The sequence below is a fragment of the Gordonia sp. 852002-51296_SCH5728562-b genome (assembly GCF_001665475.1).
Classification (GTDB): domain Bacteria; phylum Actinomycetota; class Actinomycetes; order Mycobacteriales; family Mycobacteriaceae; genus Gordonia; species Gordonia sputi.
Window position 1 is genome coordinate 21530 of record NZ_LZMI01000028.1, and the last position, 23798, is coordinate 45327.

Here is a 23798-nt window from a genome sequence, read left to right on the forward strand (position 1 = left end):
TCAGCGGGCCAGCATGCTCGCTTGTCAGGTGTACACGCCGACACGGAATTGCGGGAATCACCCAAGAGTCGCGGTTGCTTTGTAGGCTGAATTCTCTCTGAACGCTCACCACGACGAGGGGATAGCTGTGGGCAGTTTGTGGAACTATATCCACGCACACGCCGCGAACCTGACGTTCCTCACCTATCAGCACGCATCTCTGGCATTTCAGACGGTTCTCGTCGGCACCGTGGTCGCGATCATCGTCGCGGTGCTCGTGTACCGACGCCCGTTGGGGTCGGCGCTCACGCTGACGTCGAGTCGCGTGGCGCTGACGATCCCCTCGCTCGCGCTTCTCGCCCTGCTGATCGTCCCGTTCGGTCTCGGCGTCGTGCCGTCGTTCATCATGCTGGCGTTCTTCGCCGCGCTCCCCGTGATCGGCAATGCGATCGTCGGGCTGCGTTCGGTGCCGGCAAGCGTGATCGAGTCAGCTCAGGGAATCGGATTGTCCCGCTGGCGAATTCTGCTGAGCGTCGAGTTGCCGATCGCGTGGCCGGTGATCCTGACCGGGATTCGCGTCTCGACCCAGATGATCGTCGGAGTCGCCGCGATCGTCGCCTACGTCCTCGGACCCGGCCTCGGATCGTTGATCTTCAACGGGTTGTCTCGCCTCGGTGGCGCTAATGCACTCCAAATGGCGCTCACCGGAACCATTCTCATCGTCTTGATCGCTCTGGTCTTCGACGCCCTGCTCGTTCTCCTCGGCCGCTTCACCATCTCCAAAGGACTGTCATGACCGACGTAGCCAACACGCCGGCCCCCGGGGCCGGTAGCGCATCCGGGGCAACGGTGACCGGTGCCCCCATCCGACTCGACGGCGTCGAGAAACGATTCCGGGGGCAAGACCAGCCCGCCGTGGGACACCTCGACCTCGACATCGAGGCGGGCCATATCGTCGCCTTCGTCGGCCCATCGGGTTGCGGTAAGACGACGACCCTCAAGATGATCAACCGGCTGATCGAACCGTCCGACGGCAGGATCTTCATCGACGAGCGCGACGTCACCAAGGAGAATCCCGACAAACTCCGACAGTCCATCGGCTACGTGATCCAATCGGGCGGCCTCTTCCCGCACTGGACCGTCGAGAAGAACATCGGAGCCATCCCCCGGGTACTCGGCTGGGACAAGAAGCGGATCGCCGAGCGCACCGAGTACCTACTCGATCTCGTCGGCCTCGATCCCGCGCAGTTCGCCACTCGACTCCCCAAGGACATGTCGGGCGGTCAGCAGCAGCGTGTCGGCGTCGCACGTGCCCTCGCCGCCGATCCGCCGGTCCTCCTCATGGATGAGCCGTTCGGCGCGGTCGACCCGATCACGCGAGTCCGGTTGCAGGACAGCCTGATCGCCATCCAACACGAGCTCGGCAAGACCATCGTGATCGTGACGCACGACTTCGAGGAGGCCACCAAGCTCGGCGACAAGGTGCTGATCCTGTCGCAGGGGGCTCACGTCGAGCAGTACGCGGCGCCCGAGGAGATTCTGGCCAACCCCGCCTCACCCTTCGTCGAAGAGTTCATCGGGTCGGGGGCGACGCTTGCGCAGCTAACGCTGTCGCGCGTGCGCGACGTCGAACAAGACTCGGTGATCACCGCGCGCGTCGGCGAGGGTTCCGGAGAGGTGATCACGCGCGCACGGGCCGCGGGGCAGAGTTGGGTGGTCGTCGTCGACAAGCACGACCGCCCGCGTGCATGGCCGTCGCTGGATGAGGTTGCCTCCAAGCCGGAGGTCTCCGACTACCTCGATCCGCGGCTGCCCGTCGTAGCCGAATCGTCGACGCTCAACGACGCCCTCGACACCATGCTCGCGGCCAGCCAGGGCGGCACGCTGGTGACAGATCGTCACGGCGCCGTCGTCGGCATGCTCACCATCGCCTCGGTCATGGACATCATCCGTACGCAACTTTCCGAAGCCCGCCCCGACGAGGACGACGGCTCGTACGAAAGTCACACCGAGGGAACCGCCCCCACCGAGACGCCGGTGATCGCTGCCGACGACCCCGAGCAGAACGCGGGCGCATGAAACAACGATTCCGCAACCTCCCGATCGACGTGTGGTTCGAGCCACTCGTCTTCATCGTGCTGGCCGTCGGATATTTCAGTTGGTATGCGACGACGACATTCACCGAGACCGAGCAGGCGTCGCTGGGCTGGTCGACTCTGCAGTCCACCATCATCGACCACATCGAGCTCACTCTCGTCGCGGCCATCGTCGTCATCGTCATCGCAATTCCCTTGGGAATCCTGTTGACCCGGCCGTCGATGCGATGGCTCTCGCCGATCGCGGTGAACATCGCGAACATCGGTCAAGCTGCGCCCGCCGTCGGACTGCTGGTGTTGTTCACATTCTGGCTCGGCACCGGATTCCGTACTGCCGTCATCGGTTTGGTCGTGTACGCGGTCCTGCCTATCCTGCAGAACACGATCGTCGGGTTGCGCCAGGTCGACCAACGCACCATCGAGGCGTCGCGCGGTATCGGATACTCGGCGGCGCGCACGCTCGTGCAGGTCGAACTCCCGCTGGCCGTGCCCGTCATCCTCAACGGTGTCCGCACCGCCCTGGTGATCCTGGTCGGCACGGCCACCCTGAGTACCTTCATCGGCGCGACGAGCCTCGGCACGCTGATCACCACCGGCGTCACGCTCTTCTTGCCCAAGCTGTTGATCTCGGGCGCGATACTCGTCGCTCTGCTCGCCATGATCATCGACTGGCTCGGCCGGGTCTTCGAACTGGTCGCTACACCGAAGGGCGTCGCATGAGCGCCACGCGAGCACGACTCGCCACCGTCGCAACACTTCTCGTCGTCGCCGTCATCGGCCTTGCGGGATGTGGTCTGGTCAGTTCGTCGGGCACCTTCAAGCAGGCGTCGCTTCCCGACGGTTCCCGACCGCTCGACGGAGCCAAGCTCACCGTCACGTCGAAGAGCTTCACCGAGGGCGTCATCCTCGGCAAGATCACCGCCACGTACCTCGCGGCGGCAGGTGCCGACGTCACCGACCTCACCGGCGCCCCCGGTTCGGCGTCGTCTCGACAGGCGCAACTCAACGGCGACGCCGACATCCTCTGGGAGTACACCGGAACCGGATGGGTGAACTACCACAACGAGACCGAGACCATCTCCGATCCGAAGGAACTCTGGCAGAAGGTCCACGACATCGAACTCAAGGAGAACCAGCTCGTCTGGCTCCCTCCCGCCAACTTCAACGACACCTACGCGTTCGCGGCATCGACGCCCACGGCGAAACGCCTTGGCGTGAAGTCTCTTTCGGACGTCGCCAAGCTTCCCGTCGCTGATCGCACCTTCTGCGTCGACGACGAATTCTTCTCCCGCCCAGATGGCTTCAAGCCGATGCTGGAGAAGTACGGCATGCCGCTCGACGGCCCGAACGGGGTTCCACTCGGCAACGTGACGCGCATGGACGCCGGCGTCGTCTACACGTCGACGGCCAAGAGCTCGCCGTGCAACTTCGGCATGGTCTACACCACCGACGGCCGGATCAAGAACCTCGACCTCGCCGTCCTCGAGGACGACAAGAAGTTCTTCCTGCCCTACAGCGGAACCGCCGTCGTTCGCGAGGACGTCATGAAGCGCTACCCGCAACTCAACGAGCTACTCGGAACCATCTCCGAGCGTCTCACCGACAACGTCATGCAGGAACTCAACGGCCGCGTCGACATCGACGGCGAAGACCCTGCCGACGTCGCATACGACTGGCTGCTCAGCGAGAAATTGATCGTCCCCAAGGACTAGTTGCCACTGCGCGTTCAGCGTCGCCTCTCCTCTTTGCCATTCATGGATGTTACGGTTACATTATCCAATGGCATTGACACCAGGAGGCGCACGTGTCGGTTGAGGTCGTCGACGGGTCAGCACCGCAAGTCAGCATGCTCGATCGCGGAACCGATGAGGTGTCGGCGCGGCTCGTCGATTCGTCGGCACGCTCGTCGCGCAACGCTCTGGTCGAGATCGACTGGGACGCTCCGATGGACCCGACGCTCTACGGCTGCAGCCCCGAGTGGTCGACGCTCTACGGCACCTCCTACTGGGTGGAGATGACCGAGGAGCAGCGCGTGCGGCTCACCAGACACGAGACGGCGTCGGTGATGTCGATCGGGATCTGGTTCGAGATGCTGTTGCAGCAGTTGGTACTCCGCGATCAGTACCTCGCCGACCGGCATCGTCCCGAGTACTGGTTCGCCATGACCGAGATCGCCGACGAATGCAGGCACTCGCTGATGTTCGCGAAGGCGTCGCAGAAACTCGCCGGGACGTCGTACGTGCCGCACCCTCGAATCGGCAAGGGAGCCAAGTTCTTTGCGGCCACCACCGGGGGCGAGATCGCGTACGGGGGCATCCTCGCCGCCGAGGAGATCCTCGACGTGTTCCAGCGCGGCTGCACCAGCGACGAACGCGTACTGCCGTTTGTCCGCACCGTGAACGAGATCCACGTGCTCGAGGAATCACGCCATATGCGCTTCGCACGCGAGCAGATCCGGGAGTCGATGGCCCATGTCGGCCGGGTGCGTCGCCAAGCCAGCGCGTACTACACGGCCGTGGCGGCGTCGTTCATCTTCACCAGCCTCGTGCGACCGCAGGCCTACGCCGACGCGGGACTCGACAAGTACCGCGCGGTCTCGGAGATGCGACGCAATCACCACTTCCAGGCGATGGTTCGTACCAGTTGCTCGCACCTGATGGGTTTCCTCGACGAGGTCGGGCTGCTGACACCCGCGGCAGCATCGGTCTACCGCAAGGTGCACATGCTCTGACCGACGTCAGGTCGACGCACCGCCACCGCGTCGGAACGCGATGCGGCAGGCCTGCACCTCGTGGATCTGCTCCTCGGTCAGTGCCGGGGTCCGCAGCGGCTCCGACGGAGGGGCGGCGTGGATGGCGTCGAGCAGTAGCTGGAGGTAGCGCTTCCACGCTCCGGGGACCGTCGCCTCGGTGATATCCGCGTACGACGACACCATCGAGAAGATGGAGAAGATGTCCGTCTCGACGACGTCCTCGCGCAGCACACCGGCGGCGTGTGCCCGATCGAAGACCTCGCCCATCCGCTTCGTCATGCGCGCCTTCACCGTCGCGATCGCGGGATCGGTGTGGTCGATCTGCATGATGATCGCGGCCAGCCCACGATCCTCGGCCATTGCCGTGCAGACCGTCGAGACCATCGTCACCACCGACGCCCACGGGTCGCTGTCCGCCGCGAGGACCCCCTCGGTCTGCTCTGCCACTTCCTCCAGATGCGCCGCGAATACGCCGACGATCAGCTCGTCGCGGTTGGCGAATCGTCGATAAACAGTACCCACACCCACACCGGCCGCTGCGGCGACGTCGTCGAGTGAGACGTCGAGGCCACGCTCGGCAAACAGCTTGTGAGCAGCGGCGATGATCCGACGTCGATTGCGCTCGGCGTCGGCGCGCAGGGGTCGTCCGGTCGGTGCGGCCGAACTCTGTTGTGTGGTCATCGTCACATTCTCTCAACCGGAGGAATCATCTCCGGATTCGCTTCGTTGCCACCCTCGTAAACGGAGGAGTCTTCTCCACTATTCCGCCACTTGGAGGACTGATGACCACAACCTACGACACTGCCGACGGATTGTCGGCGAACGGGGAGTCTCGGGAGGAACGACACCATCGCCTTCGGTGGGTCGTGCTCGGCGTACTCGGCCTCGCACAGTTGATGGTGGTGCTCGACGCGACCATCGTGAACATCGCACTCCCGCACGCGCAGGAGTCACTCGGATTCGGCGACGCCGATCGGCAATGGATCGTCACCGCATACTCGCTGGCGTTCGGCAGCCTGCTGCTCCTCGGTGGCCGACTGTCGGATCTGCTCGGCCGTAAGACCACCTTCATCGTCGGCCTCGTCGGATTCGCCGTGATGTCCGCGATCGGTGGCGCCGCGGTCAATTTCGACATGCTCGTCGTCGCCCGCGCAGGCCAGGGTGTCTTCGGCGCACTGCTCGCGCCCGCAGCACTGTCGCTGCTCACCACCACATTCACCGACCCCGCCGAGCGCGGTAAGGCCTTCGGCATCTTCGGTGCCATCGCAGGCGGTGGCGGTGCGCTCGGACTCCTCCTCGGCGGCATGCTCACCGAGTGGGCCGACTGGCGCTGGTGCCTCTACGTGAACCTCGTGATCGCCGCGATCGCGCTCATCGGCGCGGTGCTGTTCATCGGCGCGCACAAGACCGAACACCGTCCCAAGCTCGACCTTCCCGGTGTGATCACGGTGTCGATCGCGCTGTTCTCGATCGTCTACGGCTTCTCCAACGCCGAGACCAACGGGTGGGCCGACTGGGCCACCATCACCTGGCTGGTCGTCGGAGCCGTGTTGCTCGCCGCATTCGTGTGGTGGCAGTCGCGCACCCCGCATGCCCTGCTGCCCCTGCGCGTGATTCTTGATCGCACTCGTGGCGGCTCATACCTCGCGGTGTTCATCGTCGGCATCGGAATGTTCGGCATCTTCCTGTTCCTCACCTACTACCTGCAGGTGAATCTGCACTTCAGCCCGATCCAGACCGGCTTGGCATTCCTGCCGATGATCGGCATGCTGATCGTCACCGCAACGACGTCGACGGGTGTTCTACTGCCCCGCTTCGGACCGCGCTGGCTGATGGCGGGCGGCATGCTGATCGCCGCAGTGGGAATGGTGCTGCTGACGCAACTGACCGACACCAGCACGTACGCGGCTCACGTCCTGCCCGCACTGTTGATCATGGGCGTCGGGCTCGGCGCGTCGATGGCCCCGGCCATGCAGGGCGCGGTGTCGGGCGTGCTGCCCGAAGACGCGGGCGTGGCGTCGGCAACCGTCAACACCATGCAGCAGGTGGGTGGCTCGGTGGGCACCGCGCTGCTCAGCACGATCGCGGCGAGCGCCGCGGCGTCGTATGCGATGTCGCACGCAGGCCAGGTTGCGAATCCCGCTGCGCTGCAACAGCTTGCAGCGGTGCACTCGTACACGACCGCCTTCTGGGTCGCGGCCGCAGTGTTCGCCGCGGGCGCGGTGATCTCCGCGCTGCTCGTCCCGAACGGCAAACTCCCCGTCACCGAGGGCGACGAAGCGCCCGCGATGGCGCACTGAGTCGTCGTAGCGCCGCTGCGGCTGTGAACGAACGCGGCCCGGCCACCGAGTTTCTCGGCGGCCGGGCCGTGCCCGTTGCCGCGCCCGGTCCACCCCACCCCCGTCGGCAGAAAGTCGGGGAAGAGTTCGATTCCCTACTCTCTGCGCCGCCGGGGCGAAGGTTCCGCGGAATTTTGCGCCGCCGGGCGGACCTTCCGCGGGATTCTGCGGGCTGGCCGTCGAGTTCGCTGTCGAATCAGGTCATCGGTCGACGCCGCGGTCCTCGCCGCGCCCGGTCCAGACCCACCGCCCCACCCCGCCGGCAGAAACTAGGGGAAGAGTTCTTTCCTCGGGGTTTTTACCTTTCCCCCAGACACAACACGGGGAAACGTACACAACCCACGGAAAGAATCCTTCCCCCACTTTCTGCGCCGCCTGACGGCCCTTCCCCCGCTTCCTACAGCGTCCGACGGTCCTTCCGCGAGATTCTGCAGCGCCCGACGGCCCTTCCGCGAGATTCTGCAGGGCCGGTCCACATTTCCCCGACTTTCTGCAGCAGAGGCCCACTCTTCCCCGGCTTTCCGCGGCGCCCGACGTTCCTTCCGCAGGACTCTGCTGACCCGGACGTCGGCATCGCCGTCGAATCAGAACATCGGTCGACGCCGCACGACTCTCGACGCCGAGGCGCGCCCGGTCCACCACACCCCGCTCGCGGAAACTCGGGGAAGAGTTCTTTCCTCGGGTTTTTACCTTTTCCCCAGACACAACACGGGGAAACGTACACAACCCACGGAAAGAATCCTTCCCCTACTTTCTGCGCCGCCCGACGGCCCTTCCGCGAGTTCCAGCACCGCTCGACGATCCTTCCGCGAGATTCTGCAGCCCCGGACCACCATTCCCCTACTTCCTGCGCGGCCGGACCCCCTTCCGCGACATTCTGCGGCCCCGCAGACCGCAAACGGCCCGGCCACCGAGCATTCGGTGACCGGGCCGTTCCCCGTCGGGGCAGATCAAATCAGGCGTGCGCCTCGTCGCGGTGCGGGAGCACCCAGTCCGGCCGGGGCCAGTGGCAGGTGTACCCGTTGGGGTAGCGCACCAGGTAGTCCTGGTGCTCGGGCTCGGCCTCCCAGAACGGGCCAGCCGGCTCGATCGTGGTGACCGCCCGCCCCGGCCAGAGGCCCGAGGCGTCGACGTCGGCGATGGTGTCCCGCGCGACGCGCTCCTGCTCGGGCGTCACGGGGAAGATCGCCGACCGGTAGCTGCTGCCAACGTCGTTGCCCTGCCGGTTCTTCGTCGTCGGATCGTGGATCTGGAAGAAGAACGCGAGGATGTCGCGGTAGGTCGTCTGCGTCGGATCGAAGACGATCTCCACGGCCTCGGCGTGCCCGGGATGATTTCGGTAGGTCGGGTGGTCGTTGCTGCCGCCGGTGTAGCCGACGCGCGTCGAGAGCACGCCGGGCTGGCGTCGAATCAGATCCTCGACGCCCCAGAAGCAGCCTCCCGCGAGCACCGCGGTCTCGGTGCCGGGCTGCTCGGTGATGCGGCCGTCGTCGTTGCTTCCACTGGTCATGATGCGTTCTCCTGCGTGGTGTCGGAACTATCGGTGGTCTCGAACAGGCGGCGGTACTCGCCGTAACCCTGCTCGTCGAGCTCGGCCACGGGGATGAACCGCAGCGACGCCGAGTTCATGCAGTACCTCTTGCCGCCTTCTGATCGCGGTCCGTCGTCGAAGAGATGGCCGAGATGGCTGTCGGCGTACGCCGAGCGGACCTCGGTTCGCTTCATCCACAGCGATCGGTCGGTGCGCGTCGAGACCGCGTCGTCGCTGATCGGGCGAGTGAAACTCGGCCATCCGGTGCCGCTGTCGTACTTGTCGAGCGAGCTGAACAGGGGCGCTCCGGAGACCACGTCGACATAGATGCCTGGCTCGTGGTTGTCCCAGTAGGCATTGTGGAACGCTGGCTCGGTGCCGTCCTCCTGGGTCACTCGGTACTGGTCCGCGGTGAGGGCCGCCAGTGCCTGTGGGTTCTTGCGGTAGTCGTGGGACATTGATCCTCCTTCTGATCACCGCTGGCTGCGATGTCATCTACTCCAACAGCAGCCGCGTCGGATTTGGTCCCGACGGTTCTGAGAGTCATGTGAGAGTCGAGTCGCGTGAGGGTCGAACTCGTCTCCACCCGAGCGTAGCGTCGGATTATGGCTGAGAACCTGATCGATCCCACAGTCCCGCCGTCGGGCACCGGCTGCGTTGAATGCCTCAACGCCGCCGACGGCTGGTGGTTTCATCTTCGACGCTGCGCCGCCTGCGGCCACGTCGGATGTTGCGACTCCTCCCCCGGCCAACACGCCTCGCATCACGCCGACGACACGGGGCACCCGTACATCCAGAGCTTCGAACCCGGCGAGGACTGGTTCTGGAGCTTCCCGGACTCGGCCATGGCCAGCGGCCCGGAGCTGGCTCCGCCGACGAGCCATCCCGACGACCAGACCGCACCCGGTCCGGCCGACCGCGTGCCGTCGAATTGGCAGCAACTGCTGCACGGTTGACGGCCGCTCGTCTCCCGGCGTTCAGGCCCGGGCAGGCGTCTCCGGCGGGATGGCGGCCAGCAGCTTCCGGGTGTAGTCACTCTCGGGGTGATGCAGGATCTTCGACGCCGGGCCCGTCTCGACGACCCGGCCCTTCTCCATCACGGCCACCGTATCGCTGATCTGTTCGACGACGGCGAGGTCGTGTGCGATGAACAGGTACGTCAGCCCGCGCTCGCGCTGAAGTTCGGCGAGCAGATCGAGAACCGACGCCTGGACCGTCACGTCGAGCGAGGCCGTCGACTCGTCGAGGATCAGTAGCTCGGGGTCGGACGCGAGTGCGCGGGCGAGGCAGACACGTTGCCGCTGACCGCCGGAGAGTTCGTGCGGGTAGCGGTCGAGGAACGAATTGTCCAGACTGACGTCGTCGAGCAATTGCGTTGCGCGACTCCGCAATGCGTCCTTCCCTGACACCAGATTGTGCGCGCGTAGCGCCTCACCGATCGACGAGACGACAGTCATCCGTGGGTCGAGCGACGCGCCTGGGTCCTGGAACACCATGGCAACCCGTCGACGCAGCGCCTTCTGCTCGGCCCCGTGGACGCCGATGGCGTCGATCTCCTTGTCCTCCACAGTGATTCGTGCGCTGCCACGAACCACCGTGCCGTGGCCGGTCGTGGTCAACCCGGTGAGGACGCCTGCGATCGTCGATTTGCCCGATCCCGATTCGCCGACGATGCCGAGTGTCGTTCCGCGCGCGACGTCGAGGGTGACGTCGCTGACCGCGTGCACCACATCGCGACCGCTCGAGGTGCGTACCGCGAACCGCACGTCCAGGTCGGAGATGCTGACGAGCGGTGTTGTGGTGGAAGCTTTTTCAGACTCGAGGTCGGTGTCGCCACGATCGTCGACCTTCGACAACAGCGGACGCGACGCCAACAGCTCGCGCGTGTATTCGTGCTGCGGATGGGCGAATATCTCTGCGACGTCGCCGGTTTCGACGACCTCACCCTGTCGAAGGACGACGACGCGGTCGGCGATCCGTCCGATCACTCCGAGATCGTGGCTGATCCACACCACCGCCATGCCACGCTCGCGTTGGAGCCGCGCGACGAGGTCGATGATCTGGGCCTGCGTCGTGACGTCGAGCGCGGTGGTCGCCTCGTCGGCGACGAGGACGTCGGGATCACAGGAGAGCGCGATCGCGATCATCACGCGTTGTCGTTGACCGCCGGACAGTTGGTGCAGGTAGGCACGCAGACGACTCTCGGGGTCGGGGAGGTTGACGTCGGTCAGCAACTGCACCGCGCGCTCGCGCGCTTGTGCGTGGCTCAATCCGAGATGCCGACGCGTACCCTCGGTGAGTTGTTGTTCGATGGTGAGCAACGGATTCAGGCTCGACGACGGGTCCTGGAACACGAATCCCACGCGCGCTCCGTGCAGGGACTGCAGAACCGCACGGGAGGCGCCGATGACCTGCGTGCCGGCGAGAGTCGACGATCCGTCGACGTACGAGCTCGGCGCGTGGAACAACCCCGTCGCCGACAGCACCGACAGCGATTTACCCGAACCGCTCTCGCCGACGATACCGAGCGTTTCGCCCTTGGCCACGGCAAAGTCGATGCCGTGCACGATCTCCCGTGGACCGACTCCGACGACGAGCTGCGAGACGGAGAACACCGGGTCGGTTCGCCCCTGGTCGTCATCGTGTGCGGCGGTGTCCGACGTTGTCTGTGCCGCTTCGGGAGTCGCTGTCTTCGGAGTGCGGGAGGTGGGGCGTCGACCCGCTTTCCCTCGGTTTCGCAACAGCGTTCGTTGCCGGGGGTCGAGGACGTCGCGCACGCCGTCGCCGAGCAAGTTGAAGGCGAAGACGGTCACGAGGATCGCCAGGCCCGGGAACACGCCCATCCACCATGCGGTGGTGAGGAAGCCCTGGGCGTCGTAAAGCATGCGACCCCAGGACGGTTCGGGTGGTTGAACTCCGAGCCCGAGGAACGACAGGGCCGCCTCCGACAGGATCGCGAAGGCCAGCGAAATCGATGTCTGCACCACGACGGGACCCGAGATGTTCGGCAGCACATGGCCGAACAGGATGCGGGGCGTCGACACCCCCATCGTGCGGGCGGCCTGCACGAACTGTGTTTCGCGGACGCGCAGGGTGTCGGCTCGCGCGACGCGGGCGAAGATCGGGATGTAGACGATGCCGATGGCGATGGTCGCCGACGTGACGCCCGGGCCGAGGATCGCGACGATCGCCAAGGCCAGCAACATCACCGGGAACGAGAAGACGACGTCGATCACCCGCATCAGCACGGTGTCGGTGATTCCGCCCGCGAAACCCGACACCATGCCGATGATCACGCCCGCGACCAACGAGATCGCCACGGCGATCACGGCGACACGCATACTCACCGCCGCCGCGAGGACCACCCGTGAGAACACGTCACGGCCGAGGTCGTCGGTGCCGAACAGATGCGAGAAGTCTGGTGCCTGCAGCGCATTCGGCACGTCGATGTCGTTGGCGCCGTAGGGGGCGATGAACGAACCGAAGATCGCCAGGATGACCATCACCAGGATGACGACGATGCCGATCACCGACGCCTTGTTGCGCAGCAGCAGTCGCCACGCCGAGTCCGTGCTGCCGGAACCTGCGGAGGTGGGTTCGCCTGCGTCGTCGAGCGCGGTCTGTGCGGTGCGTTCTGGCTCGGGTAGCTCGCTCATGACAACCGAATCCTCGGATCGATGACGGCGTAAAGGATGTCCACGATCAGATTGATGATGAGGAAGATCGCTGCGATGAGCAGAATCGCTCCCTGCAGCATCGGATAGTCGCGTGCGGCAACCGAGTCGTAGACGAGCCGGCCCAATCCAGGCCAGGCGAAGACCACTTCGACGACGATCACACCGCCGAGCAGGCCCGCGAGCTGGATACCCGAGATGGTGAGCACCGGGACCAACGCGTTGCGGCCGATGTGCGACACCATGATTCGTCTGCGGCTGAGCCCCTTGGACTCGGCGGTGGTGACGTACGGAGCGTTGGCCACCTCGAGTACGGCCGCACGTACGTATCGGGTCATGATGGCGCCGGTGACGACGCCGACGGTGATCGCGGGCAACACCAGGTGAGATATCCACGGCACGAATCCGTCTGCGAGCGAACGATATCCCGATGACGGCAGCCAGCCGAGGTACGTCGAGAACAGTGCGATGAGCAGAATGCCCATCCAGAAGTCGGGCACCGAGATACCGAACTGCGACACGACCCGAATCGTGTTGTCCGCAGCGCGTCCCTCCCGCAGCGCCGCCCACGTACCGAACGGGATCGCGATCACCAGCGCGACGAGGATGGCCGCCACTGCGAGGGCGATCGTCGCGGGTAACCGGTCCATCAGCATGTGCGTGACCGGTTCGTTGTTGCGAAAGCTGACCCCGAGGTCGCCGGTCGCGGCATTGCCGATGTAGTGGATGAGTTGGGTGAACAACGGCTGATCGAGCCCCGAGGCACTGCGCAATGCCGCATAGGATTCGGGCGTGTAGCGGGTGCCCAACGCGATCTTGACCGGATCACCGGGCACGATCTGCATCAGGAAGAACACCGCGATCGTCACGCCGATCAGCACGAGGACGGTATAGAGCAGTCGGATCAGAATGAACCTGATGAGCGGCCAACCGAAGTCGCTCATGACGCACCTCCCCTCTCGAGTCGGGCGTCGCGGAATCGGACGGCTTTGTCGGCTCGTACGGTGTAGTCGCGCACCGACTTCGAGAACGCTTGCGTGGCAGACGGATTGTAGAGATAGAGGTAGCTGACGTCGTCGGCGATCCGCGACGAGACGTCGGCGTAGATCTGTTTACGACGGCCCACGTCGACTTCGGTACGTCCGGCGTCGAGGAGCCGATCGACCTCCGGATTGGAGTACTTCTGCGAGTTCGACGTCCCGCCCGAATGATGCTGCGCGTAGTAGAAGTCGTCGGGGTCGATGTTGCCGAGCCAGCCCATCAGCAACGAGTCGAATTGCCCGGCGGATTGGCGGTCGAGCCAGACACCGAAGTCGAGTTGCTCGATGGTGACCTTGATCCCGGCGTCGGCGAGATTCGACGCGATGACCTGTGCGGCCGTGACGGTTTCGGGGTACTCAGTGGAGACCATCAGACCCATCGACAACGACGAATGCCCGGCGTCACGGAGCAGCGACCGCGACTTGTCCACCGCGGCTGCCCTATCCAGACCGGGGGTGAATCGGTCGTAGGGTGTGAACCACGGGCTGGTCTTGGGAATCGCCAGTTGATTCGGTGTCGCCGTCCCGTAGCCGACCACCTGCGCGATGGATTTGCGGTCGATCGCGTAGGCCACCGCCTGCCGGACGCGTCGGTCGTCGAACGGCTTACGCGCGAAGTTCATTGCGACGTACCAGTAGTCGTTGGCGGTCACGGTTCCGACGTTGATCTCGTCGTCACTGTTGAGGATGCGCAGTTGCTGCGCGGGGATGGCGTCGGTCCAGTCGACCTCGCCAGAACGCAGCGACGAGACGGCCGTTGTCCCCTGGGAGATGAAACTGAAGGCCACGCCGTCGACATGCGGTCCCCCCGACCAGTGGCCCGGGTTGGCCTTGAGCACGATCGATGTTGCCGGCGAACGTGATTCGAACGAGAACGGCCCGGTGCCGATGGGACGGGTGAGGATCTGCCCCGACTCGACGTTGCGCTTGTTGACGATCGCGAGACCCTTGAAACCACCGATACTGCTGAGCAGGTTAGGACTCGGCGTGCGCGTGGTGATCACGACGTGCGAATCGTCGGGTGCCGTGATGGTGGCAACGTTGTCGAATCGCCACGACGCCGAGAGCTCACCGTCGATGATCCGCCGATAGGAGTAGACGACGTCGGATGCGGTCAGCGGCTCACCGTTGTGCCACCGAACGTTCGGGCGCAGCGTGAAAGTGTATTGCGTCTCTTCGGGATTGACCTGCCAGCTCTGCGCGAGCGCAGGGACCATCTCGAGCTTTTCGTTGGGTTCGACGAGAGTGTCGAAGACGTTCTCGAGTACCTCGAAGGAGAAGTACGCGGAGGTTTTGTGTGGATCGAGTTGATCTGGTTCACCTGCGATCGCGGCCCGAATCGTGTTGGCAGAACCAGCCAATCCCGAACCAGAGCCGGGCGAGCACGCGCTCAGCGCAGACGCTCCGAACACACCCACGCCCGCTGCGGCGCTCAGAGTGAAGAATCGACGACGGTTCAGCGGGGTAGATGAGACCGACGGAGATGACCTGCACTGCTGGCGCTCGTCGGTCATCCGATCGCGATCCCTCCCGCGCCGCGGCGACGCTGTGGTCCGTGTTGGAGTCTGCCGCGCTTACCGAATGTTCGCAAGCGTAAGGGGCGCCCCCGCGTGTCCGACGCCCCGCCGCCGCCGCTGGTCGAGCGTCCCCATACGCTGGTCGAGCGCCACAACGCTGGTCGAGCTTGTCGAGACCACTCCCCGCCGACAAGTGGTTTCGACTCGGCAGCTCGCTACGCTCGCGGCCAGCTCAACCAGCGGAAAGGTCGAGCCGTCCCCACGTTCGTCGAGCCACACCGCTGGTCGAGCTTGTCGAGACCACCGCTAGCCGAGCCGCCCCCAACGCTGGTCGAGCTTGTCGAGACCACTCCCCGCCGACAAGTGGTTTCGACTCGGCAGCTCGCTACGCTCGCGGCCAGCTCAACCCGCGGAAAGGTCGAGCGCCCCCACGCTGGCCGAGCCTGTCGAGACCACCCCCGCGCGGGCGTGTGGTTTCGACTCGGCAGCTCGCTGCGCTCGCGGCCAGCTCAACCAGCGAAATGGGGCAGCTCGCTACGCTCGCGGCCAGCTCAACCAGCGGAATATGGCTTCCCGCTGGTCGAGCCTGTCGAGACCACCGCTCACTTCTTCTCGAGGTTCACCAGGAACTCGATGCTGCCGGTCTTCTCCACCTCGACGAAGCCCAGTGACGGTGGGGTGACGCCGAAGTCGGTCCACGTGACGGGTATCGATCCCTGCACGATCACAGATGCCCCGGATCGCTGGATATTCAGGGTCGTGGTTACTGACTTGGTCACACCCTTGATGGTGATATCGCCGGTTGCCTGGACGGCCTGCGGCTGGCCAGATTCGGGGACAGACGAAATATCCACCGGCTGAGTCAATTTCCACGTCGCGGTCGGATACTTCTCGGTGTCCATGATCGACTCACCGCGGAACCGGTTGTCGCGCATCGATTCCGGACTGGTGATGGACGCGACGTCGACCGTGATGTCGGCGTTCTCCAACTTCGACGACGCCACCGTCGCCGTGCCGGTCACAGATGTCGTGCGGCCGTTCACCGTGACGGGTTGCCCACGTAGCGTCTCGTCGACTCGATATCCGGCCTGCGTTCGGGTCGCGTCGGCGGAGGGTCCCGGCACGATCGTCCATGCGCCGTCGACGCTCTCCGACGCCGCCTGCGTCGACGTCGGGAGCTTGAGTTCCTCGTCCGCGTCGCCCGCAATCCACTTGGAGTACGCCCACGGACCTGCCGCGACGACGACGATTATGAGCGCGACCAGCGTTCCGAGTCCCCACCACAGGTAGCGTCGCTTCATCGCGCAACCTCCTCGATCGTGGAGGCGTAGTCCGGGGCGGTGATTGTCTCTGGAGGTGTCATAAGGCTTACCTCACCACCGTTTTCTTACGATCACCTGAAAATTCGGACATAGTTGCATTGCAAAACGGACCGCAGTCCGGAACGTTTCTTGCGGCTAAATAGTTGCCGCACCCTGTGATCGCCCGTCGAGAATGAGCAGAGCGACGTGCAGCGAGGTGACCGACTCACCGTCAGCAAGGTCTACGCCGAGTATCTGTTCGATGCGAGAGAGCTTGGCGTACAACGACGGCCGGCTCATGTGTAGATGAGACGCGAGCGCCGACTTGTTGCCGACATGCTGCACGTAGCCGCGCAGCACGTCGAGCAGATCTCCCCCGGTGTTGATGTCGTCGAGCACCAGGTCGCGCAGTTCCGATTCGGCGAACCGCTGCAACCGAGGATCGTCGCGCAGGAGCGAGATCAATCCGCGAATTCCGATGTCCTGCACACCGAAGACGACACGTTCCGACGTCGGCATCCCGGCCGCGACCTCGGCCACCTGGGACGCCTGAAGCAGCGTGTGGATCGTCGACATCACCTGCCGTCCGGGCGCGCCCAGGCCATAAACCGCACCTGCGTGGCCAACCGTTCGCTCGACGTCGCGACGAGTGGCAGCCGCGAGAGCGTCGAGTGAGTGTTGGCGCGACCTGCCACGTGGCGTCGTCAACGCGAGCACCACCAGGACCTCTCCGGCGTCGCGCGCGGAGAAGAGTGCACTGTGTCCCTGAGCCCCGACAACCCGCACCACGACGTCGAGCAACTGCGCGGTGCGACGTCGTGTGGCGATCGGATCGTCACTGGCCGGCCAGCCGGGCACTCGCACCGAGATCGGCACGTACTCGTTGGCTTCGCGCAGGCCGAGGGCGAATGCCCGTGCCGCAACCTCACCCTCGTCTCGAATGCGTTCTTGCAGAACGTCGTCGACGAGTCCTGCCTGTGCCTGCCGCTCGATGTCGAGGCGGCCACGCTCGGCCATCCGATGCATCACGAGCGCCTGCGCGGCGCGCTCGAGCACCATCGCCGTTCGCTGCTGGTCGGCGTGCGATTCGGGAACGATCAGCCTGGCCCAGTGGTCGTCGCCGCGACCGACGTCGACGATCGTCCACAGCGCCTGCCCCGGAACATCATTCGACGCTGTGTCAGATGCATGCAGCCGCGAACGGCGTTCCCAGTCATGAAGTAGCGATGCCGCCGATGCTCCGGCCGACGCCACCGCGTGATGTTGCAGGTTCTCCAACACGACGGGTGAATCAAGCAGCGCTGCAACACTGTTCGTGATCTCCGCCGGCGACGCACGACGCATGGTGAGTTGCGTGAACGTCTCGTGAGTGCGGTGCGCGAACTCGACGGCGGCGTACTGTTCGGCAACCAGGCTGCGGTGGACCTGTTCGGTCACCTCCACGAACTTGATCTCCCGGCGCAACACTACGGCGGTCAAGCCCAACTCGACGGCCACCGGCCCGATCTCCGGCGGTATCGCAAACGAATCGTCGAACTCGGCGATCACCCCGAGCGCGCCCGCACGAGCAAGGTTCTCGAGGTACCGTCGCGGATCACGCCGTAGGGCTTCGCCCGTGGTCAGGACGAGTTCTCCGCCCTCGAGCAGGTGCCCGAGATCGCCGAGGTCGCTGACGTGCACCCATCTCACCGTGCGCTCCGCGCCGGCTGTGCTCAACACGTCGGGGAGCCCGGCACGGATCACCGGCAGATCGATGACGTCGCCGACAGTGAGAGTCATCGGAATCTCACGAAGGGGACTTTACGAGGTGTAAGAGGTCTTCGAATTTCACTGACAGAGTGTAGCGCGCCAAACCGCCTGTTCTGACCCAGAATGGAATGTACTCGTACGACGACTCTGCCCACCGTGGGTCGCGTGCCAAATTCCGTTCTTGTGGAGGAGTTCTGATGACAGCGATCGTGCAGCACTGGTGTGACGGCAAGGCGTTCGCCGGGGATTCGTCGGCGACGGCGCCCGTGACCAACCCGGCAACCGGCGTCGTGACCGCGAATGTCGCCCTGGCGTCGGTCGAGGATGCGCGCACGGTCATCGCCGCCGCGGCCGACGCGTTCCCCGAATGGCGCGACACGTCGCTGGCCAAGCGCACCGCGGTCCTGTTCCGCTTCCGCGAACTACTCAACGACCGCAAAGAAGAGCTGGCAGCGATCATCACCGCCGAACACGGCAAGGTGCTCTCCGACGCACTCGGCGAAATCAGCCGCGGCCAGGAGGTCGTCGAATTCGCCTGCGGCATCCCGCATCTCCTCAAGGGCGGCTACACCGAGAACGCCTCGACCAACGTCGACATCCACTCCGTACACCAGCCACTCGGACCCGTCGCCATCATCAGCCCGTTCAACTTCCCCGCCATGGTCCCCATGTGGTTCTTTCCCATCGCCATCGCCGCAGGCAACACCGTCGTCGTCAAGCCGTCGGAAAAAGACCCAAGCGCATCGATCTGGCTGGCCGAACTCTGGAAAGAAGCAGGCCTGCCCGACGGCGTATTCAACGTCCTGCAGGGCGACAAGACCGCCGTCGACGAACTGCTGACCAACAAGAGCATCAAGGCAGTCAGCTTCGTCGGCTCCACCCCCATCGCCCAGTACGTGTACGCCACCGGAACCGCCAACGGTAAGCGCGTCCAGGCTCTCGGCGGCGCGAAGAACCACGCCATCATCCTGCCCGACGCCGATCTCGACCTCGCCGCAGACGCCATGGTCAACGCAGGCTTCGGTTCCGCAGGCGAACGCTGCATGGCCATCAGCGTCGCCGTCGCCGTCGGCGACATCGCCGACGACCTCGTCGCCAAGATCACCGAACGCGCCACCAGCATCGTCACCGGCGACGGCACCACCAACGCCGATATGGGCCCCCTGGTCACCAAAGCCCACCGCGACAAGGTCGCCGGCTACGTCGACGCAGGCGAAAAGGCCGGAGCCACCGTCGTTCTCGACGGCCGCACGGTCGAGGCCGACGGCGGAGCGGACGGCTTCTGGCTCGGCCCAACGCTTTTCGACAACGTCACCCCCGACATGAGCATCTACACCGACGAAATCTTCGGACCCGTCCTGTCTGTCGTCCGCGTCGACACCTACGACGAAGCGCTCGACCTGATCAACAACAACCCATACGGCAACGGCACCGCCATCTTCACCAACGACGGCGGCGCAGCCCGACGCTTCGGCAACGAAGTCGAGGTCGGCATGGTCGGCATCAACGTCCCCATCCCCGTGCCCATGGCCTACTACAGCTTCGGCGGCTGGAAGGCCTCCCTCTTCGGCGACAGCCACGCCCACGGCACCGAGGGAATACACTTCTTCACACGCACCAAAGCCATCACCACCCGCTGGCTCGACCCCAGCCACGGCGGAATCAACCTCGGATTCCCCCAGAACGCCTGAGCTTCACCGAGTACCGAAACGGATTGCCGCATATGACCATTCAATCTGAACGCACGACGCCCGCCATCGATCTCGACGCAGCGAAGCGTGCCTATGAGCTCGATCGCAAGCACGTCTTCCACTCGTGGTCGGCGCAGGCGAAGCTCAAGCCGATGACGATCACCGCCACCGACGGGTGCTACGTGTGGGACGGCGAGGGCAATCGCCTTCTCGACTTCTCGTCGCAGATGGTCAACACCAACATCGGCCATCAGCACCCCAAGGTCGTCGCCGCAATCGCGGAGCAGGCCGCCAAGTTGTGTACCGTCGCGCCGGCACATGTCAACGATGCGCGCTCGGAGGCCGCACGACTCATCGCCGAACGCACTCCCGGTGAGTTGAATCAGGTCTTCTTCACCAACGGCGGCGCCGACGCCAACGAGCACGCGGTTCGCATGGCCCGCTTGCACACGGGTCGTCGAAAAGTGTTGTCGCGCTACCGCTCTTATCACGGAGGCACCGACACCGCGGTGAATCTGACGGGCGATCCTCGACGCTGGCCGAACGACTACGGCGACGCTGGCGTCGTGCACTTCTTCGGGCCGTTCCTCTACCGGTCGCGGTTTCATGCGACCACGCAGGAGCAGGAGTGTGAACGCGCTCTCGACCACCTGGAAGAGACCATCCGCATGGAAGGTCCATCGCAGATCGCGGCGATCATCCTGGAGACCATTCCCGGCACCGCAGGCATCATGATTCCGCCGCCCGGCTACCTGCGCGGGGTGCGGGAGATCTGCGACCGGTACGGCATCGTCTTCATCGCCGACGAGGTGATGGCCGGTTTCGGACGCTCCGGCAAGTGGTTCTCGATCGAGCACGGCGACGACGAGCAGGGTCCCATCGTCCCCGACCTGCTGACCTTCGCCAAGGGCGTCAACTCGGGCTACGTCCCGCTCGGTGGCGTCGCGATAAGTCCGCACATCGCAGCAACTTTCGCCGAGACTCCGTACCCCGGCGGCCTGACCTACTCGGGTCACCCGCTCGCCACCGCGGCTGCCGTCGCGACGATCAACGCGATGGCCGACGAGGGAATGGTCGAGAATGCCGCACGAATAGGCGCCGAGGTGATCGGTCCCGAACTCGAGCGGATCGCACAGCGGCATCCCAGCGTCGGCGAGGTACGTGGCGCGGGTGTCTTCTGGGCCGTCGAATTGGTCAAGGACTCAGAAACTCGCGAGCCACTCGCCCCCTACGGCGCGAGCAGCGATGCGATGAACAAGGTGATCGCGGAATGTAAATCGCGCGGAATGCTGCCGTTCGCGAACTTCAACCGCATCCACGTCTGCCCTCCGTGCACCATCTCCGACGACGAGGCCCGCGAAGGACTTGCCATCCTCGACGCCGCGCTGGAGGTCGCCGACGCTGCGTTGTAACAGGCTCCCCCTGCGCTCGCACGAGCGTGACACCACCCGGTTCCGGCGCCCCCGCGTCGGCACCGGGTTGTGTCGCGTTATCGAGCCGGTGCGGGCCACAACATTAGGAGCCAGCGGTGTCGAATGACTTCACCCTGACGCAATTGCGGTACTTCATGGCTGTCGCCGAGGCCGGCAGCATGACGGCGGCCGCGCAGTTGCTGTCCGTCACGCAATCGACGGTGTCCGCGGCGATCGCACAACTCGAACACGAAGTGGGGCAACCCCTTTTCCTCCGGCTCGCTCGTCGCGGCTTGGAGTTGACACCTGCGGGGCGTCGGCTCAGGTCTCGTGCGCTCGGATTCCTCGAAGACGCAGGCACGCTCCTCGCTGCCGTTCGGGATGAAGACGCCGAACTCGAGGGTGAGATGACGGTCGGGATATTCGCACCCCTTGCACCCTTTCGGGCACCGGTCATTCTGCAAGCGTTCGAGCGCGCCTACCCCAAAGTCCACGTGCGGTTCTTCGAGGCCGACCAGGAGGGCCTGAGGCTCGCACTGGCGCAGGGACGCTGCGAGGTGGCACTCATGTACGACCTGGGTGTGGCAGTCGATGCCGAGTCGCAGGTGGTGGAAACCGTTGCCCCGCATGTCATTGTCGCTGCCGACCATCCAGCAGCAGCCAACCCGTTCGGCGAGGTGTCACTGCGTGACCTCGAAGCCGATCCGTTTGTGCTCTACGACGTTCCCCATTCGCGCGACTACTTCCTCGCGCTCTTCCGTCAGCTCGGGCTCACCCCGCGTGTGCGGCACCGGGCCAGCGGTTACGAGACCGTGCGGTCGTTTGTGTCACGGGGACACGGCTATTCGATTCTGAACCAGCGCCTGCACCACGACCTCACATCTCCGGTGGTTCGGTGGTTCCGCTGCGGATCGTTGAAGACCTGCCGCCGATCAAGGTCGTTCTGCTGTTCCCATCTCTCGGCACTCCGACACGGCGTGCTCAGGCGTTCGCCGCTGTATGCCGGCAGCTCTATGGCGTCGACCGCCGTTGACATCGATTCTGTCGATGACAGCTAGCGAAAAGATTCGCTTGAGTTACGTGATCCGGGTCACGCAGTCTATGCGTGCAGCACCCTCGAGCGAACCCGATTCGCTTGGCAGATCGCCGATCGAGGCGCAGAGGAAGGCAATACCGATGACCACCGTGTTACCTGCTCGGACCTGTGCGCGAGGTCCGTCGCACATCAGAAACACATCACGTGCTCGTCTTGCAACACGAGTGCCAACGTTCGGCAATGGTGCGTCCCTAGCGTGACCGATATGAATTCCACCCAGACGCCCTCGACGAACACCGAGGCTCCGGCACAGTCATCAGCCGCGACAGCGGAGATGGACATCAACGGCAAGTCTCGACCCGCAACCCCACTGCAGCGACGCGTTCTTGCGGGTGGTGCGATCGGTCAGTTCATCGAATTCTACGACTTCACCCTGTACGGATTGTCGGCAGTTGTTCTCGCCCACCACTTCTTCCCGTCGTCGAACGATCTCACCGGGCTACTGGCGACGTTTGCCACGTTCGCGGCGGCGTTTGTGATCCGGCCGCTCGGCGGCCTCTTCTTCGGCGCGCTCGGCGATCGCGTGGGGCGCAAGAACGTCCTGTTCGTCACGTTGCTCACCATCGGCGGCGCGACGGCGCTCATCGGGTTGCTGCCCACCTACCAACAGATCGGTGTCGCCGCGCCGATTCTGCTCGTGCTGTGTCGACTGCTCCAGGGCTTCTCGGCAGGTGGTGAGTCGGTCGGCGCACCGACGTTCACCTACGAGCACGCCCCGACTGCGCATCGCGGAAAGTGGCTGAATACGACGATCGCTGCGACAGCACTGCCGTCCGTCTTCGGTGGTGCGTTGATCCTCGGACTCACCGCAGCCATGGGTTCGGGCGCATTCGAATCCTGGGGATGGCGTATCCCGTTCCTGCTGGCCGCGCCGCTGGCAGTCTTCGGGTTGTGGATTCGTCTTCGCACCGAAGAGTCCGATGCGTTCAAGGAGACACTGTCGAACGTCGAGCACCGCGAGTCGTCGCCGATCCGTGAAGCATTCCGCGAGAACGGACTTCGGATGGTTCAGGTTGTGTTCGTCATGGGTCTGACGGCGATGGGCTTCTACTTCCTGTCCGGCTACTTCGTCACCTACGTGAAGACGACCGGAGGACTCTCCCAGCAGCAATCGTTGATCGCCAACGCCGCCGCGATGTCGCTCTACACGCTTATGCTCCCGCTCACCGGCATGCTCGGCGATAGGTTCGGTCGTCGGCCAATGCTCATCGCGGGCACCATCTCGATCGCCATCCTGGCGGTGCCATGTTTCGCCATGGTCACCAGCGGCTCCCTGGCGATGGCGATCGCTGGACAGATGCTGTTCGTCATCCCGCTCACGATCTACGGCGGAGGCTGCTACACCTTCTTCGTCGAGGCATTCACCACCCGGACCCGGTTCACCAGCGCCGCAATCAGTTACAACACCGGCTATGCCCTCTTCGGTGGGACCGCGCCGTTCGTCGGTACATGGCTCGTGGGGTCGACCGGATTCGACGCCGCGCCAGGCGTGTACATGGCCATCGCGGCCGTCGTCGTCCTGACAGTGATCATCGCAACGCGCGTCCCGGAGACCCGGCACGCGGCACTGTAGAACCGCCGCGCCAGCAACACTTTCCACGCAGTTACAGGAGTTTTCACG

At 64.7% G+C, this 23798-nt stretch carries 19 protein-coding genes; 11 read left to right on the top strand and 8 right to left on the bottom strand.

The genetic code is table 11. The features are described 5' to 3' along the window. Positions 1 to 127 precede the first annotated feature (127 nt). From A5766_RS05775 to A5766_RS05795, 5 genes are all read left to right on the top strand, one after another. Positions 128 to 775 carry an ABC transporter permease gene (locus A5766_RS05775; protein ID WP_049699759.1) on the top strand — a complete coding sequence of 216 codons (648 nt, stop codon included), beginning with the start codon at positions 128 to 130 and terminating at the stop codon, positions 773 to 775. After that, positions 772 to 2058, top strand: a complete 1287-nt coding sequence (locus tag A5766_RS05780; RefSeq protein WP_049699760.1) for an ABC transporter ATP-binding protein — start codon at positions 772 to 774, stop codon at positions 2056 to 2058. Before A5766_RS05775 ends, A5766_RS05780 begins: the two co-directional genes overlap by 4 nt. Beyond that, positions 2055 to 2795 (top strand): ABC transporter permease, encoded by a 741-nt coding sequence (locus tag A5766_RS05785; protein WP_005207242.1) that lies wholly within the window; start codon positions 2055 to 2057, stop codon positions 2793 to 2795. The genes A5766_RS05780 and A5766_RS05785 overlap by 4 nt, the downstream gene beginning before the upstream one ends. Beyond that, a complete protein-coding gene (locus A5766_RS05790) occupies positions 2792 to 3787 on the top strand; it encodes a glycine betaine ABC transporter substrate-binding protein (protein WP_005207241.1) in 996 nt (331 codons plus the stop codon). The genes A5766_RS05785 and A5766_RS05790 overlap by 4 nt, the downstream gene beginning before the upstream one ends. Positions 3788 to 3921: 134 nt before the next feature. Next, positions 3922 to 4806 carry an AurF N-oxygenase family protein gene (locus tag A5766_RS05795; RefSeq protein ID WP_051993936.1) on the top strand — a complete coding sequence of 295 codons (885 nt, stop codon included), beginning with the start codon at positions 3922 to 3924 and terminating at the stop codon, positions 4804 to 4806. 6 nt (positions 4807 to 4812) lie between these two features. Here the strand turns inward: A5766_RS05795 and A5766_RS05800 are convergent, their stop codons facing one another. Then, positions 4813 to 5508: a TetR/AcrR family transcriptional regulator gene (locus tag A5766_RS05800; protein WP_005207239.1), complete on the bottom strand. Its 696-nt coding sequence runs from the start codon at positions 5506 to 5508 to the stop codon at positions 4813 to 4815. A 101-nt stretch (positions 5509 to 5609) separates the two neighbouring features. Here A5766_RS05800 and A5766_RS05805 point away from each other — a divergent pair, with 101 nt between their 5' ends. After that, entirely contained in the window at positions 5610 to 7127 is a 1518-nt protein-coding gene (locus A5766_RS05805) for a DHA2 family efflux MFS transporter permease subunit (RefSeq protein WP_005207238.1), read from the top strand. A 994-nt stretch (positions 7128 to 8121) separates the two neighbouring features. Here A5766_RS05805 and msrA read toward each other — a convergent pair. Continuing rightward, on the bottom strand, positions 8122 to 8676 hold the full coding sequence (gene msrA, locus A5766_RS05810) for a peptide-methionine (S)-S-oxide reductase MsrA (protein ID WP_005207237.1): 555 nt from the start codon (positions 8674 to 8676) through the stop codon (positions 8122 to 8124). Further along, positions 8673 to 9155: a peptide-methionine (R)-S-oxide reductase MsrB gene (gene msrB, locus A5766_RS05815; RefSeq protein ID WP_005207236.1), complete on the bottom strand. Its 483-nt coding sequence runs from the start codon at positions 9153 to 9155 to the stop codon at positions 8673 to 8675. The genes msrA and msrB overlap by 4 nt, the downstream gene beginning before the upstream one ends. A gap of 147 nt (positions 9156 to 9302) precedes the next feature. On the opposite strand from msrB, the gene A5766_RS05820 reads away from it, so the two are divergent. Further along, complete coding sequence (locus tag A5766_RS05820; RefSeq protein WP_005207235.1) at positions 9303 to 9653, top strand: UBP-type zinc finger domain-containing protein; 351 nt, start codon at positions 9303 to 9305, stop codon at positions 9651 to 9653. A gap of 21 nt (positions 9654 to 9674) precedes the next feature. Here A5766_RS05820 and A5766_RS05825 read toward each other — a convergent pair whose 3' ends face one another. The 5 genes from A5766_RS05825 to A5766_RS05850 form a co-directional block, all read right to left on the bottom strand. Continuing rightward, positions 9675 to 12353 carry an ABC transporter ATP-binding protein/permease gene (locus tag A5766_RS05825; protein ID WP_064903812.1) on the bottom strand — a complete coding sequence of 893 codons (2679 nt, stop codon included), beginning with the start codon at positions 12351 to 12353 and terminating at the stop codon, positions 9675 to 9677. Continuing rightward, entirely contained in the window at positions 12350 to 13315 is a 966-nt protein-coding gene (locus A5766_RS05830) for an ABC transporter permease (protein ID WP_005207233.1), read from the bottom strand. Before A5766_RS05830 ends, A5766_RS05825 begins: the two co-directional genes overlap by 4 nt. Further along, positions 13312 to 14925 carry an ABC transporter substrate-binding protein gene (locus A5766_RS05835; protein WP_064903814.1) on the bottom strand — a complete coding sequence of 538 codons (1614 nt, stop codon included), beginning with the start codon at positions 14923 to 14925 and terminating at the stop codon, positions 13312 to 13314. Before A5766_RS05835 ends, A5766_RS05830 begins: the two co-directional genes overlap by 4 nt. Positions 14926 to 15530: 605 nt before the next feature. After that, positions 15531 to 16229, bottom strand: coding sequence for a YceI family protein (locus A5766_RS05845; RefSeq protein ID WP_064903818.1), 699 nt, complete (start codon positions 16227 to 16229; stop codon positions 15531 to 15533). A 156-nt stretch (positions 16230 to 16385) separates the two neighbouring features. Continuing rightward, complete coding sequence (locus A5766_RS05850) at positions 16386 to 18008, bottom strand: PucR family transcriptional regulator (RefSeq protein ID WP_064903820.1); 1623 nt, start codon at positions 18006 to 18008, stop codon at positions 16386 to 16388. A gap of 167 nt (positions 18009 to 18175) precedes the next feature. On the opposite strand from A5766_RS05850, the gene A5766_RS05855 reads away from it, so the two are divergent. The 4 genes from A5766_RS05855 to A5766_RS05870 all read left to right on the top strand — a co-directional run bounded on the left by A5766_RS05855 (position 18176) and on the right by A5766_RS05870 (position 23750). Beyond that, positions 18176 to 19669 carry a CoA-acylating methylmalonate-semialdehyde dehydrogenase gene (locus A5766_RS05855; RefSeq protein ID WP_064903822.1) on the top strand — a complete coding sequence of 498 codons (1494 nt, stop codon included), beginning with the start codon at positions 18176 to 18178 and terminating at the stop codon, positions 19667 to 19669. Between the two features lie 32 nt (positions 19670 to 19701). Beyond that, positions 19702 to 21081: an aspartate aminotransferase family protein gene (locus tag A5766_RS05860; RefSeq protein WP_064903824.1), complete on the top strand. Its 1380-nt coding sequence runs from the start codon at positions 19702 to 19704 to the stop codon at positions 21079 to 21081. A 116-nt stretch (positions 21082 to 21197) separates the two neighbouring features. Next, a complete protein-coding gene (locus tag A5766_RS05865; RefSeq protein WP_082965460.1) occupies positions 21198 to 22139 on the top strand; it encodes a LysR family transcriptional regulator in 942 nt (313 codons plus the stop codon). A 243-nt stretch (positions 22140 to 22382) separates the two neighbouring features. Next, positions 22383 to 23750 carry an MFS transporter gene (locus A5766_RS05870; protein WP_082965461.1) on the top strand — a complete coding sequence of 456 codons (1368 nt, stop codon included), beginning with the start codon at positions 22383 to 22385 and terminating at the stop codon, positions 23748 to 23750. Positions 23751 to 23798: the final 48 nt, after the last annotated feature.

What these genes read in the sequence shown, in the direction of transcription:
- A5766_RS05870 (WP_082965461.1), top strand. Translation starts at nt 22,383, where the DNA reads ATGAATTCCACCCAGACGCCCTCGACGAACACCGAGGCTCCGGCACAG.
- A5766_RS05860 (WP_064903824.1), top strand. Translation starts at nt 19,702, where the DNA reads ATGACCATTCAATCTGAACGCACGACGCCCGCCATCGATCTCGACGCA.
- A5766_RS05790 (WP_005207241.1), top strand. Translation starts at nt 2,792, where the DNA reads ATGAGCGCCACGCGAGCACGACTCGCCACCGTCGCAACACTTCTCGTC.
- msrB (WP_005207236.1), bottom strand. Translation starts at nt 9,155, where the DNA reads ATGTCCCACGACTACCGCAAGAACCCACAGGCACTGGCGGCCCTCACC.
- A5766_RS05795 (WP_051993936.1), top strand. Translation starts at nt 3,922, where the DNA reads ATGCTCGATCGCGGAACCGATGAGGTGTCGGCGCGGCTCGTCGATTCG.
- A5766_RS05825 (WP_064903812.1), bottom strand. Translation starts at nt 12,353, where the DNA reads ATGAGCGAGCTACCCGAGCCAGAACGCACCGCACAGACCGCGCTCGAC.
- A5766_RS05800 (WP_005207239.1), bottom strand. Translation starts at nt 5,508, where the DNA reads ATGACCACACAACAGAGTTCGGCCGCACCGACCGGACGACCCCTGCGC.
- A5766_RS05850 (WP_064903820.1), bottom strand. Translation starts at nt 18,008, where the DNA reads ATGACTCTCACTGTCGGCGACGTCATCGATCTGCCGGTGATCCGTGCC.
- A5766_RS05835 (WP_064903814.1), bottom strand. Translation starts at nt 14,925, where the DNA reads ATGACCGACGAGCGCCAGCAGTGCAGGTCATCTCCGTCGGTCTCATCT.
- A5766_RS05845 (WP_064903818.1), bottom strand. Translation starts at nt 16,229, where the DNA reads ATGAAGCGACGCTACCTGTGGTGGGGACTCGGAACGCTGGTCGCGCTC.
- A5766_RS05820 (WP_005207235.1), top strand. Translation starts at nt 9,303, where the DNA reads ATGGCTGAGAACCTGATCGATCCCACAGTCCCGCCGTCGGGCACCGGC.
- A5766_RS05830 (WP_005207233.1), bottom strand. Translation starts at nt 13,315, where the DNA reads ATGAGCGACTTCGGTTGGCCGCTCATCAGGTTCATTCTGATCCGACTG.
- A5766_RS05780 (WP_049699760.1), top strand. Translation starts at nt 772, where the DNA reads ATGACCGACGTAGCCAACACGCCGGCCCCCGGGGCCGGTAGCGCATCC.
- msrA (WP_005207237.1), bottom strand. Translation starts at nt 8,676, where the DNA reads ATGACCAGTGGAAGCAACGACGACGGCCGCATCACCGAGCAGCCCGGC.
- A5766_RS05855 (WP_064903822.1), top strand. Translation starts at nt 18,176, where the DNA reads ATGACAGCGATCGTGCAGCACTGGTGTGACGGCAAGGCGTTCGCCGGG.
- A5766_RS05785 (WP_005207242.1), top strand. Translation starts at nt 2,055, where the DNA reads ATGAAACAACGATTCCGCAACCTCCCGATCGACGTGTGGTTCGAGCCA.
- A5766_RS05805 (WP_005207238.1), top strand. Translation starts at nt 5,610, where the DNA reads ATGACCACAACCTACGACACTGCCGACGGATTGTCGGCGAACGGGGAG.